Here is a 15,375-nt window from a genome sequence, read left to right as displayed (position 1 = left end):
AGGTGCTGTCGTCGTGGTTGCGGCGGGGGCCCTGGGTGACCTGTGGCGCGCGGCGGCGCATAAACTTGCCCGGCCATGCACTGCTCCTACTTCGACGCCGGCCGCTGCCGCTCGTGCACTCTGATGGGCCAGCCGTACGCCGTGCAGCTGACCGCCAAGGACCGCCGCTGCCGCGAGCTGCTCGCCGACCACGACGGCCTGCGGTGGCTGCCGCCGGTGAGCGGGCCGGAGTCCGGCTTCCGCAACAAGGCCAAGATGGTGGTCGCCGGCACGGTGGAGCAGCCGACGCTCGGCATCCTCGACGAGGCCGGTGCGGGTGTCGACCTCCGCGGGTGCGGTCTGTACCCGCTGGACCTGCAGGCCGTCCTCCCGGTCCTGGCGTCGTTCGTCACCCGCGCCGGCCTGACGCCGTACGACGTGTCCCGGCGTCGTGGCGAGCTGAAGCACCTCATCGTCACCCAGTCGCCCGACGGCGAGCTGATGGTGCGCTTCGTGCTGCGCACCGACGAGCCGGTGGTCCGTATCCGCAAGCACCTGCCCGCGCTCAGGCACGAGCTGCCCGCCCTGGCGGTCGCCTCCGTCAACCTCCTCCCCGAGCACAAGGCCGTCCTCGAGGGCGACCGGGAGATCTTGCTCACCGAGGCCAGCGCGCTGCGCATGCACGTCAACGACGTCGACCTGCACCTGCGCCCGCAGGGGTTCTTCCAGACGAACACCGCCGTCGCCGCCGCGCTGTACCGGCAGGGGCGGGCGTGGGTGGACGACGCCGGACCGCGGTCGGTGTGGGACCTGTACTGCGGCGTCGGCGGCTTCGCGCTGCACTGCGCCGCACCCGACCGGGATGTGGTCGGCATCGAGACGAGCGAGCAAGCGGTCGAGGCGGCGAGGCTCAGTGCCGCCGAGGCCCGGCTCGACGGGGTGAGCTTTAGGGCAGGCGACGCCACGGCATTCGCGGTCGGGGCCGGCGCGGCGCCCGACCTGGTGATCGTCAATCCGCCCCGGCGCGGCATCGGTGCAGAACTGGCCGGGTGGCTGGAGTCCTCCGACGTCGCCCACGTGCTCTACTCCAGCTGCAACGCCGAGTCCCTCGCCCGCGACCTCGCGGCCATGCCGTCGCTCGTCCCGCGCCGGGCGCAGCTCTTCGACATGTTCCCGCAGACCGCGCACCACGAGGTGCTGGTCCAGCTCGAGCGCGCGTAAGCGGTCGAGTTGAGCACGCGCAGCCGGTCGGCTGGGCGCGCGGGGTCGGGTGCCCGCGCGACGGCCTCGCCCACGTGCGCGAGCCGCGTCAGTGCCTCGTCGCGACACTTGGTGCCACTGCGTCGTCGCGATGCTTGAGGTCAGTGCGTCGTCGCGACGCTTGATCAGGTCGACACCCAGGCCTGCCCGCTACTGGACCTGCGGCCCCCGCGGGTATGCCGGGCCCGGGTACGCGCCCATGCCCCAGTAGGGCGTCACGCCCCACCAGCCGTAGACGTCGCCGTAGTAACTGCCGACGTCGTCGGTGAGGTCGGGGTCGTACGTGGGCACCTCACGCAGAGCCGTGCGCCCGCGGTCGACGCGGACACGTTCGGCCTCGGTGGCTGTGATCGCCTCGACGGGAACGAGGAAGTGCTGCTCTCCGATACCGAGGAACCCACCGGCCCCGACGCGCAAGAAGCGCACCTGATCGGTCTCGTCGACGAAGAGGTCGTCGACCGTGCCGATCTCCTCGCCGTCGGCGTCGAAGACCTTTCGTCCGCGCACGTCCTCCGTGGGGTCGGCAACCGTCTTGCCGGTGTCGCTGAGCATCTCCAAGCGTCCCGGATCCTGTGCCATGGCGTTCCTCCATCCTCCCGCGGCCAGATGCCGTCGGGGTCGGGGTCTCCACTACCAGGCTCACCCGCCCACGGCGCCCGTGCATCTCGGGTGGCCAAGGATCCGGCCGGCGGTCCTGCGGCAGTCTCCCCGACTGTCGGGCCCCGACCCGGCAGCCTCCCCGACTGTCAGGCCCCGACCTGGCAGCCTCCCCGACTGTCAGGTCCCGACCGGCAGCCCAGGCGATTCCCTCGTAGGTGCCGTCGTCGTCCGGCAGTCTCCTCGGCGGTCAGGTCCCGACCCGGCCGGTGTCGGCGGCCACCACCGGTTCGGCGATCCCGTGCCGGTCGAGGAACTCATACACCTCCGTGTCGTCCACGCCCGGGAACGTCCCGGGCGGGATCGCCGCGAGCAGGTGCGAGTGCGCCCGGGCGCTGGGCCACGCCTGGGTGGACCACCGCGCGGCCAGCTCAGCCGGCGGCCGGCGGCAGCAGGACGGGTCCGGGCAGGACGAGCGCGCCCGCACCGGCGTCTCGCGGCCCTGGAACCACTTGACGTGCGCGAACGGCACCCCGACGTCGATCGCGAAGTCGCCGTCGCCGGTGCGCTCGACGTGGGTGGTGCACCAGTAGGTGCCGCGCCCCATGTCCGTGTACTGGTAGTGCGTCGCGTACCGGTCGGCATTGCCGAACACCGCGCGCGAGGCCCAGTACCGGCACACGATCTGCCCCTCGATGGCCCCGGTGACGTCGGTGGGGAAGGTGACGGCGTCGTTCTCGTACGCCTTGTAGATCACCCCGTCCTCGCCGACCCGCAGGAAGTGCACGGGCAGGTCGAGGTGCTCGGTCGCGAGGTTGGTGAACCGGTGCGCCGCCGTCTCGTAGGACACGGCGAAGACGTCGCGAAGGTCGTCGATCGCCAGCGAACGGGCCGCCTTGGCCTCGGCGAGGAACGCCACGGCCGGCTTCTCCGGCATGAGCAGCGCCGCGGCGAAGTAGTTCGACTCCACGCGCTGGCGCAGGAAGTCGGCGTAGCCGGTGGGGTCGGAGTGCTCCAGCGCGAAGTGCCCGAGGGTCTGCAGCACGATCGTGCGGGGGTCGTGCCCGCCGCGTCCGGCCACCGGCAGGTAGATCCGCCTGTTGCGCAGGTCCGAGACGGACCGGGTGGCCCGGGGCAGGTCCGGCACGCGGTGCAGGGTGAAGCCGAGGTGCGCCGTCACCGCCCCGACCCCGCGCTCGGTCAGCGGCCCGCCCCGGTGGCCGATCGCCGTCGAGATCCGTGCGGCGAGCGCCTCGATCTCGGCGAAGTAGTTGTTGCGGGCGCGCATCTTGCCGCGCAGCTCCGCGTTCGCGCGCCGCGCCTCCTCCGGGGTCGCCGCCCGGATCGTCGCCCGCCGGGCCAGCTCCTCGTGCAGGCCGACCAGGGACTCCAGCACCTCGGTGGGGAGGCGTGCGCCGGGACGCACCGTGGGCAGGCCGAGGGTCGTGTACTGCTGACTCGACTGGGCCTGCTCGAGGGCGATCTCCAGCGCCGCGCGGTGCGAGGGCGGCTCGTCCTTCATCAGCTCCGCCACGCTGACACCGAGCTCCCGCGCCATCGCGCTGAGCAGCGCCAGCCGCGGCTCGCGGCGCCCGTTCTCGATCTGCGAGAGCAGCGACGGCGCCCGCTCCACCCGGGAGGCGAGCTCGGCGAGCGTGAGCCCGCGAGCCTGCCGGGCGTGCCGGATACGCCGACCGAGGGTGGCGAGGTCGACCGCGGGCTCTGTCGATGTCACTTCTTCTCCTGGTGTGAAGATCGCAAGAACTTCACACAGGTTAGCAGTAGATGTGAGGCGGACCACGTCGCCAGTGTTGCGGTACACGGAAAGTTCACCGGGCGGCCGACCGCCCCGACCGAGGAGAGAGCGACATGACCGCGACGATCGAGAACCGCACGACGACCCCCACCGGCGTGGCCGAGCGCATCCGCGCCGAGGCCGCCGAGCTCGAGCGCGAGTGGGCCACCGACCCGCGCTGGGCCGGCGTCGAGCGCACCTACTCCGCGGAGGACGTCGTCCGGCTGCGCGGCACCGTCCGCGAAGAGCACACGCTCGCCCGCCGCGGCGCGGAGCGGCTCTGGGACCTGCTCCACGGCAGCGACTACGTCCACGCCCTCGGCGCCATCACCGGCGGCCAGGCGGTGCAGATGGTCCGCGCGGGGCTCAAGGCGATCTACCTCTCCGGGTGGCAGGTGGCCGCCGACGGCAACACCTCCGGCAACACCTACCCGGACCAGAGCCTGTACCCGGTCAACTCCGTCCCCACTGTGGTGCGCCGCATCAACAACGCCCTGCTCCGCGCGGACGAGATCACCTTCTCCGAGGGCGTCGACCCCGGCGTCGACTGGCTCGCCCCGATCGTGGCCGACGCCGAGGCTGGCTTCGGCGGCCCGCTCAACGCCTTCGAGCTGGCGAAGTCGCTCATCGCCGCCGGCGCCGCGGGCGTGCACTACGAGGACCAGCTGGCGTCGGAGAAGAAGTGCGGCCACCTCGGCGGCAAGGTCCTCGTCCCCACCCAGCAGCACGTGCGCACCCTCAACGCCGCCCGCCTCGCCGCCGACGTCATGGGCACCCCGACGATCATCGTCGCCCGCACCGACGCCCTCGGCGCCAACCTCATCACCTCCGACGTCGACCCGCGCGACAGGGAGTTCACCACCGGTGAGCGCACCCCCGAGGGCTTCTACCGCACCGAGCCCGGGCCGGAGCCCGTGATCGCCCGCGCCCTGGCCTACGCCCCCTACGCCGACCTGATCTGGGTCGAGACCTCGACGCCGGACATCGGGCTGGCCCGCCGGGTCGCGGAGGCCGTCCACGAGCAGTTCCCGGACAAGATGCTCGCCTACAACTGCTCGCCGTCGTTCAACTGGAAGAAGCACCTCACCGACGACGAGATCGCCCGGTTCCAGCGCGAGCTCGGCGAGCTGGGCTACACCTTCCAGTTCATCACCCTCGCCGGGTTCCACCAGCTGAACCACGGCATGTTCTCCCTCGCCCGCGGCTACGCCGAGCGCGGGATGAGCGCCTACGTCGAGCTCCAGGAGAAGGAGTTCGCCGACGAGATCCACGGCTACACCGCCACCCGGCACCAGCGCGAGGTCGGCACCGGCTACTTCGACCTGGTCTCCACGGCGCTCAACCCCGAGTCCGACACCCTCGCCCTGCGCGGGTCCACCGAGGAGCAGCAGTTCTAGGCACGACCACTGCAGAAGGGACGATCGTCATGACCAGCAACGCCAGCCCGTTCGTCGTCGCACCGCCCCGCCGCAGCGTCGGCGCCGCCCTCCGCGTGCTCGCGCCCAGCGCCCCCAGCGCGGGCAGCCCGGGCGGCGTCGGGGCGGACGCCCCAGCCGGTACGGGCGCCGTCGCCCCGGCCAGTTTGGGCGCCGTCGTCGCCTCGGCCGGTACCGCTGCCGTCGCCCCGGCCGGTACCGGTGCCGACACCTCGGCGCGTACCGCCGTCGCCCCGGCCGGCCCCAGCGACGCCATCCCGGGCGCCGGCAACGGCGAGGCCGGCACGACGGCGGAGGTGGTCACGCCCGCCGGCACGGCCGAGATCCGGGTCACCGGTCCGGCCGTGCCGCGGGCCGCGGAGATCCTCAGCCCCGATGCGCTCGCGTTCCTCGCCGACCTGCACCACCACTTCGCCCCGCGCCGGGCCGAGCTGCTCGCAGAGCGTCAGGAGCGTCGTCGTCGGATCGCCAACGGCGAGCACCCCGACTTCCTGGCCGAGACCGCGCACATCCGCGCCGACCGCACGTGGCGCGTCGCCCCCGCGGCGCCGGGACTGGTCGACCGGCGGGTGGAGATCACCGGCCCGACCGACAAGAAGATGACCATCAACGCGCTCAACTCCGGGGCGAAGGTCTGGCTCGCCGACCTCGAGGACGCCAACACCCCGCACCTGCACAACGTCGTCGACGGTCAGGTGAACCTCCGCGACGCCATCCGGCGCGAGATCGACTTCACCACCGCCGAGGGTCGGCGCTACGAGCTCGGCCCAGAGACCGCCACCATCGTGGTCCGCCCGCGTGGCTGGCACCTGCTGGAGAAGCACGTCCGCGTCGACGGCGAGCCGATGGTCGGTGCGCTGGTCGACTTCGGGCTGTACCTGTTCCACAACGCCCACGAGCTCCTCGCCCGCGGGACCGGCCCGTACTTCTACCTGCCCAAGCTCGAGAACCACCACGAGGCGCGGCTGTGGCACGACGTCTTCGCCCGGGCCGAGGAGCTGCTCGGCCTGGGCCACGGCACCATCCGCGCCACCGTCCTCATCGAGACCGTCACCGCGGCCTTCGAGATGGAGGAGATCCTCTACGAGCTGCGCGACTACTCGGCCGGCCTGAACGCCGGCCGGTGGGACTACATCTTCAGCATCGTCAAGAACTTCCGGGCCTCCGGGAAGGCGTTCGTGCTGCCCGACCGGGCCGCGGTCACGATGACCGTGCCGTTCATGCGCGCGTACACCGAGCTGCTCGTGCGCACGTGCCACAAGCGCGGCGCCCACGCCATCGGCGGCATGTCCGCCTTCATCCCCGCCCGGGACGAGGCGCGCAACCGCGAGGTCGAGGCGATCGTGCGCCAGGACAAGCAGCGTGAGGCCGACGACGGCTTCGACGGGTCCTGGGTCGCGCACCCCGGCATGGTCGGCTACGTCAAGGAGGTGTTCGACGGCGTCCTCGGCCCTCGCCCGAACCAGGTCTGGCGCACCCGCGAGGACGTCCACGTCACCGCTGCGGACCTCCTCGACGTCGCCTCGGCCGGCGGCCGGGTCACGGCGGCGGGCCTGCGCACCAACGTCGCGGTGGCCGTGCGCTACCTCGAGGCATGGCTCGGCGGGCGGGGCGCCGTCGCGATCTTCGGCCTGATGGAGGACGCGGCGACGGCGGAGATCTCCCGCTCGCAGGTGTGGCAGTGGATCCACAACGCCACGGTCCTCGACGACGGCCGTACCGTGACCGTCGAGCTCGTGGGCGAGATCCTCGACGACGAGCGGGCCGCGCTGACCCGGGAGGCAGCCGACGACCCGGCACGGCAGGCGCGCATCACCGCCGCGGCGGAGCTGTTCGCCGAGGTCGCGCTCGGCGAGAGCTACCCCACGTTCCTGACCGTCCCGGCCTACGCCTGCCGGGTGGAGTAGGTCCGGCCAGACCACGCCCGCGCGAACCAGCGCCTCTGCACCATCAGACCGACGGCGCGCTACCGATCAGACCGAAGGGTTCGTACCGATATCCGGTACGAACCCTTCGGTCAGTCTGGCGGTCTTCGGTCAGTCTGGCTGAGCCTGGCAGGTCTTCGGTTTCTGCCTGGCAGGTCTCCGGTGAGTCTGGCGGTCGTCGGTCACCAGGCGGGGACGAGCGAGATGCCCTCGCGGCGGATCGTGCGCAGGAAGAGCGGGTCGCGCAGCAGCCGCAGCTCCCACACCCGCTTGCGGCCCTCGGCGCGGTCCAGGCTGTGCACCGACGCCGCGGGGGCGGGGTGCAGGATCAGCTCGGACACGCCGTCGGGGAGGTCGCGCAGCTTGCGCAGGACGTTCGCCCGCAGGTGAGCGTAGCCGGCGATCAGCCGCCCCGGCAGCCAGCAGCCGATCATCGTCTGCGGCAGCGGCACGCCGTGGGCGTCCGCCGCGGCCAGGCCCGCGTCGTAGCGGCGGCGGAGACGGCCGCGGATGCCGAGGTCCAGCACGCGCGGCAGGCGGCGGGGGAGCCGGAAACCGAGCCCGTTCTCGGCGCAGAAGGTCATGGCGGTATTCATCATCGACTCCCCGCGCGAGCCGTACAGGCTTCCGGAGTGAGAGTCGAGCGCACCTGGCCGGAGCCCGGTGGCATGCATCCACGCCAGCTGTGCCGTCATCTCGCGCGCGACCTCGGCGACCGAGGCACGCCCCGCGAGGCGCCCCGGGTCCACGTGGAAGCGGCCACGGGCGTCGGTGAGCGTGGGGACGTCCGCGGCGAGGGGGCGCCAGGGCCCCAGCTCGCGGGCGCTGGTGAGTGTGACGTGCAGGCGAGGCGCAGCGAGCCCGGCGGCGCGGACGCGCGCGGCGGCGTCGGCTGCCCCGGGCGCCACCGTCATCAGGGTGGTCGACGTCAGGACGCCGCGACCCAGAAGGTCGACGATCTCCTCGTTGGCGTGAGCGTCCATGCCGAGGTCGTCGGCGGTCACGACCAGTCGTCGGCTCATGCGGCGGGGCTCCGGACTCTCGGGAGAAGATCTGTCGACGGTAACCCGAGCGAGGTGGCGCGCGATACGGCGGCGGCACGTGAGCGTCACCACGCTCGGCGATACCGCTGGTACGCAACGGTTCCGCCGGCTGCGGGTCAGGGGCTGATCGCCAGCAGCGTTCCGTCGGCCGCCTCCAGGCGGTACGGCCCCTGTCCGGCGCCGCCCGGCCCGGCGCCCGCGGCGAAGGTCTGCCGGTCGCCGAGGACGGTTCGCCGCCGACCCTCGATGTCCACCAGCACGGTGCCGTCGGCCTCGAAGGCGACCAGGTCCGCGCCCAGCCGGAGCAGCGCCGGCTCGCCCGGGCCGGGGAACCGGGTGATGGCCGTGCGGCCCGCCGCGGCGGCCGCGAGAATCGCCTCGGGGGAGCGGTCCTCGGCGGCCACCCAGGTGGTCGGCGTCCCCGGCGGGTACCCGAGCGAGGCGTTGTGGAAGTCGCTGCCCCCGAGGAGCACGGCATCCTGGCGCCAGAGCTGCCACAGCGCCCACGCGCCGGTGGCCCGCAGGTCGCGGAACCACCCGATGTGCCACAGCTCCAGGGCAGGGGGCAGCTCGGGGAGCGGGTGCAGCCACGCGCAGTCGGTCTCGATCGGGTGGTTCAGCGAGAGCAGCCCGCCCCGGTCCGCCACCTCGGTAACCCACGTGTGCGCCGGCCGACGGAAGTCGACGAACCCGATGTCGCCGAAGGCGTTCGCGTGCCCGCGGTGGGTCGTGACCTCCTGGCCGGGCAGCAGTGCGAGGTCGTAGGCGGCGCCGACGGCGGGCAGGTGCGGGTGGTGGGAGGTGGTGTTGTGGTCGGTGACCGCGAGGAAGTCCAGGCCCCGGGCCGTCGCCCTGGCCGCGAGCTCGGCGATGCTCTGGTCGCCGTCGGAGTGGACCGTGTGGGCGTGGAAGTCACCGGCGAACCAGGTCAGCCCGGCAGGTGCGGGCAGCCGCCTGCCGCTGCCGCGCGGCCCGGTCGGCGGCGCGGGGTCGGGCGGGCCCGGCTCGACGCCGGCGGACGCGGGAATGGTGACGGTGACCGTGACGTCCACGCCGTCGGCGGGGATGCGGTGCAGCCCGAGCACGACCGCCCAGCGTCCGTCCGGCAGCTCGCCGGGGAGGTAGCCCGGCGTCGCCTCGGTGGGCCCGATGACGAAGCGGGACCGGGCGCCGCCGGACCAGCCGCGCCAGCGGTGCGGGTCCTGGCAGCCGAGGTCGACGACCGTGGCACCTGTGTCGTACGTCAGGGTGACCTCGATCGACTCGGCCCCGTCGACCTCGAACGGCAGCTCCAGGTACCGGTCGGTGCTCTGGACCTCGAGCGTCAGGTGACGGCGGTGGACGGTCGTCGTCATGGTGCTCTCCGGTGAGTCACCACGTCGGGACCACCTCGATGCCCTCGCGACCGAGCGCGTCGGTGAACGTCGGGTCCCGGAGCAGACGCAGCTCCCACGACCGCTTGCGGGCCTCGGCCGGCGGCAGCCCGGTCGTCGCCTCCTCCGGTGCGGGGTGGCAGAACACCTCGGACGTGCCCTCCGGCAGCGCGACGAGGGCGTCGAGGTACGTGGCGCGCAGCTGCTCGTAGCTCTCGAGGGCCGCGCCCGGCAGCCAGGCGGTGGCGATCGTCTCGGGCAGGCGGACCCCCAGCTCGTCGGCGAGAGCCAGTGCCTCGACGTGTCCGGTACGGGCCGCCGGCGACAGGCTCGCCCCGAGCGTCGAGCCGAGGCTGCGCGGCAGCCGGAAGGCGAGCCCGTGCTCCGCGCAGAACCTCAGCGCCGCCTCGAGCAGACCGTGCTGGCCGTAGAGGACCCCGGAGTGGGAGTCGAGCCCCGTCGGCCGCAGCCCCGCGGCCCGCATCCAGGCCAGCTGGGCGGCCAGCTCCGCCGTGACGTCGGCCGCGGAGCCGTGGGCGACGACGGTTGCGGGGTCCACCGGGAACGCCCCGGTCGCGTCGGTGAGGGTGCCGGTGCCCCGGCCGAGCGGGCGCCACGGGAGCGCTCCGGCCGGGGTGCGGCCGGCGTCGAAGGGCTCGCGCGGCCTGGTCAGGGCGACGTGGAGCCGCGGCTCCACGCCACCTCCAGTAGCCCGCAGCAGCCGCGCGGTCTCGGCCGACGCCGGGGCGACGACGATCATGGTCGTCGCGCTGATCGCCCCCTCGGCGAGGAGGGCGAGGATCTCCCGGTCGGCCGCGGGATGGACGCCGAGGTCGTCGGCCGTCAGCACGAGCCGCCGCGTCATCGAGGCTCCGCCGTCGCCGGCTCGGCCGCGTCCTCCTCGCCGGGCACCGTGATGACCCGCGCGATGACCGCCCCGACGCCGGCCAGGAGGAAGGGATACACGCACAGGTAGAACCGGAACGCCTGGTCCGGCCTCGCGCCGGGATCGTCTCCCGAGGTGTAGCCGAAGAAGGTCGCCAGCGACGCCAGTGCGACGCCGACGGCGACGCCGTTGAGCCGGCCGAAGAACCCGAACGCGGAGAGGAACAGGCCCTCGCGGTGCACCCCGTGGAGCTCGGCGTCCTCGTCGAGCACGCGGGCCACGATGAGGTCGTTGGTCGCGAGCATCCCCGACCAGCCGGCGCCGACGAGCACCCCGGCACCGATCGCGGTGATCAGGGAGGTCGCGAAGTACAGCGGCACGAAGCTGAGAGCGAGGACGACGAAGGCGGCCCGCCAGGCCCACGGCGCGCCCTTGGCGCGGACCACCCGGGTCCATGCCCACAGCCCGCCGACCGAGATGACGATGACGATGCCCTGCAGGTACAGCGCGTTGGCCACCGGCAGCCCCAGGGAGTAGCGCACGTACAGCTGCAGGCCGGCGAGCACCAGCGCCATCGCGCTGCCGTAGCACGCCGAGGCGATGCCGATCTGCCAGAACCGGCGGTTGGTGACGATGGTGCGCCAGGTGCTGAAGAAGCGCGGCCGCTCGGTCGCGTCGTAGCGCGGGTTCTCCTTCATCCCGAGCGCCATGAACACGATGACGCCCGCCGCCAGCACGCCGTAGATGATGGCGGTGCGCGTGAACCCCTCGGTCGTATCCTCCGTGCCGAGGACCGAGGTGGTCAGCAGCGGCGTCAGCGCCAGGGAGATCACGAGCGCCGCGAGCTGGCAGCCCTGGCGCAACGAGTTGGCCGTGGCGCGGCGCGACTCGACCGGGAAGAGCTCGGGAAGCAGCGCCCCGTAGTTGGCGTTCAGCAACGAGTCCAGCGCCTCGCACAGGATCGCGAAGACCGCGAACCAGATCACCAGGCCGAGACCGTCCAGCGAGGTCGGGGCGGAGAAGAACCCGATCAGCGCGGCGGCAAGGAGCGGGGCACCGATCACGAGCCAGGGGCGACGGCGGCCCCAGCGGGTGCGGGTCCGGTCCGAGAGGTAACCGAGCACCGGGTTGTCGACCGCGTCGACGATCGCGTAGACGACCATGACCGCGCCGTACACGCGGGCGTCCAGACCGAGGATGTCGACGTAGTACAGGATCATCGAGCCCTTGATCAGGTTGATCGGGATCGACGTTCCGAACATGCCGACGGCGTAGCGCCAGGGTGCGGTCTCGCCGACGCCACGGCGGTCGTCGGCGGTGCGTGCTTCATCGACGGTCGGGCCGGACACTGGAGCCTCCAGGTGATCGCACGGGCGTGTGGTGCACGGGCGGCGCGACCGGACGGACCTCGCCTGCCCGTGCACACCCTCGTGCCGTCGCGCCGAGCGTACCGGCGGACAGTCACGAGCGTGCCCGCTCCGTGGCCTCGGACGGTCAGTTGCATGCCAGGTGACCCGCGGGACCCGACCGCACCCATCGATCGCGCTGGGGGTGTCGGGATGTGAGCAGCGATGGGTGACCACGACCCTGTTCACAATGTAGTCGAAGCGACTACGATTGTTCCTGTGACCGGTGAGCGGTTCGACCCCGACCTGCTCGACGATGACCCCGTTCGAGGTAGGCGGCGATCGGCTGCTACGTCGCCGCGAAACACCTCGCAAGCCGGTATCTGGAGGACCGATGAGCACGGGGATGACACCACAGCAGGAGTACGACTTTTACGCAGACCCAGCGAACCAGGAGCCAGAAGGTCCCCCAGTCCGCCGACGTGCGCGGATGGGTGCGCCGATCCCGGTGCGCCTGCCTGAAGACATAAGGGAGCAGGTGAAAGCACGAGCCGAGGCCGACCACCGCACGGTGTCGAACTGGATCCGCCTCGTGATCGAGCGTGAGCTGGCAACCGGGGACGACGCGGTGGTCGGAGGAACCTCAGTCCGCTAAGACCGGATCAGATCACCCGGAAATGGCGCAAGGCGCCCACGGCCAGCGCGTGGCGGCGGATCGTGGACGCTCAGCGAGGACCAGCCGGTTGGGAATCGTGCACGCCGTAGGGCAGCCGCGCGATCCGCGCGGCCTCGGTCTCCTCACGCTCGCGGGCGCGCAGGCCGACGGCGTACTCGCGGTCCCGCCGCGAGACGAGGACGGCGGCGAGGAACCGCTCTGGGTCCGTGCCCCACGGGGGCGGCGGGGCGACGAACGGCTCGACCTGCGCGGCGAGCCGGGTGCCCATCTCGGTGCGTGCCTGCGGGGTCATCGACCCGGTCCGGCCGAGGAACCGGCGGGCAGCCAGCCCGAGACCGTCGGGCAGCGCCCGGATGTCGGCGGCGCCGGCCCAGCCGGCCAGCTCCGGCGGCATGACGAGCGGCCGCTCGCGGCGCTCGCCGCCGCGCACCCGGACCGCGTAGGTGCCGGCGAGCAGGTCCCCGAGCCGCTTTCCGCGGCGGTTGACCGCCGCGGAGACGATGGCCAGCGAGCCGACCGTGAGCCACAGCTCGCCGATGCCGGTCAGTGCGCGGACCAGCGCGTGGCGCAGGCGCACCGGGCCGCCGTCGTCCCGGACCACCCGCAGCCCGGTGGCGAGCTTGCCGAGCGAGCGCCCCCGGGTGAGGGTCTCGACCGCCGTGGGGGCGATGACCTGCACCACGGCGAAGGTGCTCACCTGCACGACGCCGATCTGGGCGGCGTTGAAGGTCTCCAGCAGCCGCGCCCCGCCGATGATCAGGAGGAACGCCCCGAGGGCGTAGACAGCGGCGTCGATCAGCGCACCGAGGATGCGAACGCCGACGGAGGCGGGACGGATCTCGAGCGCCACCGCCTCGCCGGTGATGATCAGGTCCTCCTGCAGGCGCGCACGCGCCAGGGCCGCCTCCGGGCCGGACCATCGGGCGGTGGTGCTCACGTGTGGCAGGGTACCGGTGTGGACACCGACGCCTTCGCCGCGGTGCACGAGCCGCAGTGGCAGCGCCTCGACGAGCTGAGCCGCAGGCGCCGGCTGACCGGGCCGGAGGCCGACGAGCTCGTGCGTCTCTACCAGGCGACCGCCGGCCATCTCTCCGCCGTGCGCACCCATGCCCCGGACCCGCACCTCGTCGGGCGGCTGTCGGCCCTGCTGGGCCAGGCGCGCGGGCGCGTCGCCGGTGCCCACGAGCTGCGGCTGTCGGACGTGAGCCGGTTCTTCGTCCGCACGCTTCCGGCAGCGTTCTACCGGGTGCGCTGGTGGACGGTCGCGGTGATGGTCGGGTGGGTCGCGCTCGCCGTCGTGGTCGGCTGGTACATCGCGACGACGCCGGCCGCGCTGGCCCAGCTCGGCCCGCCCAGCCAGCTGGAGAGCTACGCCGAGGAGGCGTTCGCGGCGTACTACTCCGACTACCCGGCGCCCGACTTCGCCGCGCAGGTGTGGACCAACAACGCGTGGATCGCCGCCCAGTGCATCGGTCTCGGCATCACCGGCGTCTTCCCGCTGTACGTGCTGTTCGTCAACGCCGTCGGGGTCGGCGAGGCCGGCGCCATCATGGCCACCTACGGTGACCTGCGGGTGTTCTTCGGCCTGATCCTGCCGCACGGGCTCATGGAGCTCACCGCCATCTTCATCGCCGGCGGTACCGGACTGAAGCTCTTCTGGACCGCTGTCGCCCCCGGCCGGCGCACCCGCTCCCGCGCCCTGGCCGAGGAGGGTCGCTCGCTGGTCACCGTCGCCGTCGGGCTCGTGCTCGTCCTGGCGGTCTCCGGCCTCGTCGAAGGGTTCGTGACGCCGTCGGGACTGCCGACGGCGCTCAAGCTGACGATCGGGGCCATCGTGCTCGCCGGCTACTGGACCTACACGATCGTCCTCGGCCGTCGCGCGGTCGCCGAGGGCGAGACCGGCGACCTCGAGCACGACCTGGCCGGCCACACGCTCGCCCAGGCCGGCTGAGTCCGCCTCACCGGTTGACGAGTCTGCTCACGGCCCGAAGACCGCGCCTCACCGGCCGACGAGCTCGTCGAGAGCGACGAAGCCGTAGCCCTGGGCGCGGAGCTCCGTGATGACACCGGGGAGGGCGTCCGCGTCGAGGGTCGAGGCGTCGGTCGGGTGTGCCCCGAGGTGCATGAGCACGATCTGCCCGGGTCGAGCCGACTCGAGGACCCGCTGGGTCACCTCCGCCGCGCTGCGCCCGCCGGAGGTGCCCTGCCAGCCGAGGGAGTCGACGGTCCACCGGAAGGGGATGTAGCCGGCGTCGTTGACCACCTCGATGTCCAGGGCGGTGCGGTCGCCGTAGGGGAACCGGAAGAGCGGCATGGCCGGTCGGCCGGTGGCGGCGGAGATCGCGGCCTCCGCCGCCGCGAGGTCGTCGCGGATCTCGGCGTTGCGCAGCTGCGGGTAGTGGGCGTGCGTGTCGGAGTGGTTGCCCACCGGGTGACCCGCGGCGTCGATGCTCCTCAGCGTCTGCGGGTACCGTCGGGCGAACTCGCCGGTGACGAAGAACGTGGCCGGCACGCCGTGGCGCTCCAGGGTCGCCAGGATCGATGCGGCGCCGACGTCGGAGGACCCGCCGTCGAAGGTCAGTGCGACGACCCGCTCGGTGGTGGGCAGCACCTCCACGTCCAGCCCGAGCCACGACGCGGGGATGCCTTCACCCGGCCGGGGAGTGGCGCGCGACGGAGATGGGGCGGCCGTCCCAGGCGTGGCCGACGGCGGTGCTGTCGAGGGTGGTGCGGGCGACGGCGGTGAAGCCGACGGCGGTGCGGTAGGTGCCGTGGATGCCGTGGATGCCGTGGATGGCGCGGCGCTCGGTACCGGATCCCGCGACGGCGCCGGGTTCGCCGAGACGTCCGTACCGGGCCCGGTGGGCGGATCGGCGGACGTCGAGGTCTCGCTCGGAGCGACGCCGGTGCGTTCCTCCGGGATGCTCAGCCCGCCCGAGCCGAGGATCCCGCACGCGGTGAGGGCAACGGCGACGAGGGCGGCGAGCACTGCTCGCCGTAGCTGCTCCGCGGCGCGCCGCGTCGCGCCTGGTCCCATGACCTGATTGTCCTCGCAGCGC

The 15,375-nt window shown here is 72.9% G+C and carries 14 protein-coding genes; 5 read left to right on the top strand and 9 right to left on the bottom strand.

Annotation, left to right across the window (positions count from 1 at the left end; genetic code table 11):
- The first annotated feature begins 75 nt into the window (after nucleotides 1-75).
- Nucleotides 76-1,200: a 23S rRNA (uracil(747)-C(5))-methyltransferase RlmC gene (rlmC, locus tag GD748_RS16885; protein ID WP_152196395.1), complete on the top strand. Its 1,125-nt coding sequence runs from the start codon at nucleotides 76-78 to the stop codon at nucleotides 1,198-1,200.
- Between the two features lie 189 nt (nucleotides 1,201-1,389).
- Here the strand turns inward: rlmC and GD748_RS16880 are convergent, their stop codons facing one another.
- Together GD748_RS16880 and GD748_RS16875 are read right to left on the bottom strand one after the other, a co-directional pair.
- The gene (locus tag GD748_RS16880; protein ID WP_152196394.1) at nucleotides 1,390-1,818 is read right to left on the bottom strand and encodes a PRC-barrel domain-containing protein; all 429 of its coding nucleotides are present in this window, start codon (nucleotides 1,816-1,818) and stop codon (nucleotides 1,390-1,392) included.
- 268 nt (nucleotides 1,819-2,086) lie between these two features.
- Nucleotides 2,087-3,571, bottom strand: coding sequence for a helix-turn-helix domain-containing protein (locus GD748_RS16875; protein ID WP_152196393.1), 1,485 nt, complete (start codon nucleotides 3,569-3,571; stop codon nucleotides 2,087-2,089).
- A gap of 134 nt (nucleotides 3,572-3,705) precedes the next feature.
- Here GD748_RS16875 and aceA point away from each other — a divergent pair, with 134 nt between their 5' ends.
- Nucleotides 3,706-5,028, top strand: coding sequence for an isocitrate lyase (gene aceA, locus GD748_RS16870; protein WP_152196392.1), 1,323 nt, complete (start codon nucleotides 3,706-3,708; stop codon nucleotides 5,026-5,028).
- Between the two features lie 29 nt (nucleotides 5,029-5,057).
- On the top strand, nucleotides 5,058-6,974 hold the full coding sequence (aceB, locus tag GD748_RS16865) for a malate synthase A (RefSeq protein ID WP_193312993.1): 1,917 nt from the start codon (nucleotides 5,058-5,060) through the stop codon (nucleotides 6,972-6,974).
- A gap of 200 nt (nucleotides 6,975-7,174) precedes the next feature.
- Here the strand turns inward: aceB and GD748_RS16860 are convergent, their stop codons facing one another.
- From GD748_RS16860 to GD748_RS16845, 4 genes are all read right to left on the bottom strand, one after another.
- Nucleotides 7,175-8,014, bottom strand: a complete 840-nt coding sequence (locus GD748_RS16860) for a ChbG/HpnK family deacetylase (RefSeq protein WP_152196391.1) — start codon at nucleotides 8,012-8,014, stop codon at nucleotides 7,175-7,177.
- A 137-nt stretch (nucleotides 8,015-8,151) separates the two neighbouring features.
- Nucleotides 8,152-9,390, bottom strand: coding sequence for a CehA/McbA family metallohydrolase (locus GD748_RS16855; protein WP_152196390.1), 1,239 nt, complete (start codon nucleotides 9,388-9,390; stop codon nucleotides 8,152-8,154).
- A gap of 16 nt (nucleotides 9,391-9,406) precedes the next feature.
- Nucleotides 9,407-10,273, bottom strand: coding sequence for a carbohydrate deacetylase (locus GD748_RS16850; protein ID WP_152196389.1), 867 nt, complete (start codon nucleotides 10,271-10,273; stop codon nucleotides 9,407-9,409).
- Nucleotides 10,270-11,643: an MFS transporter gene (locus tag GD748_RS16845; RefSeq protein WP_226921512.1), complete on the bottom strand. Its 1,374-nt coding sequence runs from the start codon at nucleotides 11,641-11,643 to the stop codon at nucleotides 10,270-10,272. The genes GD748_RS16850 and GD748_RS16845 overlap by 4 nt, the downstream gene beginning before the upstream one ends.
- 487 nt (nucleotides 11,644-12,130) lie before the next feature.
- On the opposite strand from GD748_RS16845, the gene GD748_RS20055 reads away from it, so the two are divergent.
- Nucleotides 12,131-12,295, top strand: coding sequence for an Arc family DNA-binding protein (locus GD748_RS20055; protein WP_226921510.1), 165 nt, complete (start codon nucleotides 12,131-12,133; stop codon nucleotides 12,293-12,295).
- A gap of 70 nt (nucleotides 12,296-12,365) precedes the next feature.
- Here the strand turns inward: GD748_RS20055 and GD748_RS16835 are convergent, their stop codons facing one another.
- Complete coding sequence (locus GD748_RS16835; protein WP_226921508.1) at nucleotides 12,366-13,253, bottom strand: RDD family protein; 888 nt, start codon at nucleotides 13,251-13,253, stop codon at nucleotides 12,366-12,368.
- Between the two features lie 18 nt (nucleotides 13,254-13,271).
- Here GD748_RS16835 and GD748_RS16830 point away from each other — a divergent pair, with 18 nt between their 5' ends.
- Nucleotides 13,272-14,267, top strand: a complete 996-nt coding sequence (locus tag GD748_RS16830; RefSeq protein WP_152196387.1) for a stage II sporulation protein M — start codon at nucleotides 13,272-13,274, stop codon at nucleotides 14,265-14,267.
- Nucleotides 14,268-14,315: 48 nt separating this feature from the next.
- Here the strand turns inward: GD748_RS16830 and GD748_RS20050 are convergent, their stop codons facing one another.
- Nucleotides 14,316-14,927 carry a polysaccharide deacetylase family protein gene (locus GD748_RS20050; protein ID WP_226921505.1) on the bottom strand — a complete coding sequence of 204 codons (612 nt, stop codon included), beginning with the start codon at nucleotides 14,925-14,927 and terminating at the stop codon, nucleotides 14,316-14,318.
- Between the two features lie 37 nt (nucleotides 14,928-14,964).
- Nucleotides 14,965-15,270, bottom strand: coding sequence for a hypothetical protein (locus tag GD748_RS20045; protein ID WP_226921503.1), 306 nt, complete (start codon nucleotides 15,268-15,270; stop codon nucleotides 14,965-14,967).
- Nucleotides 15,271-15,375 lie beyond the last annotated feature (105 nt).

Origin of the sequence: Georgenia subflava (assembly GCF_009193155.1) — a bacterium.
In the GTDB taxonomy this organism is placed as follows: Bacteria; Actinomycetota; Actinomycetes; order Actinomycetales; family Actinomycetaceae; genus Georgenia; species Georgenia subflava.
This window is presented reverse-complemented; position numbering and strand designations above follow the sequence as displayed.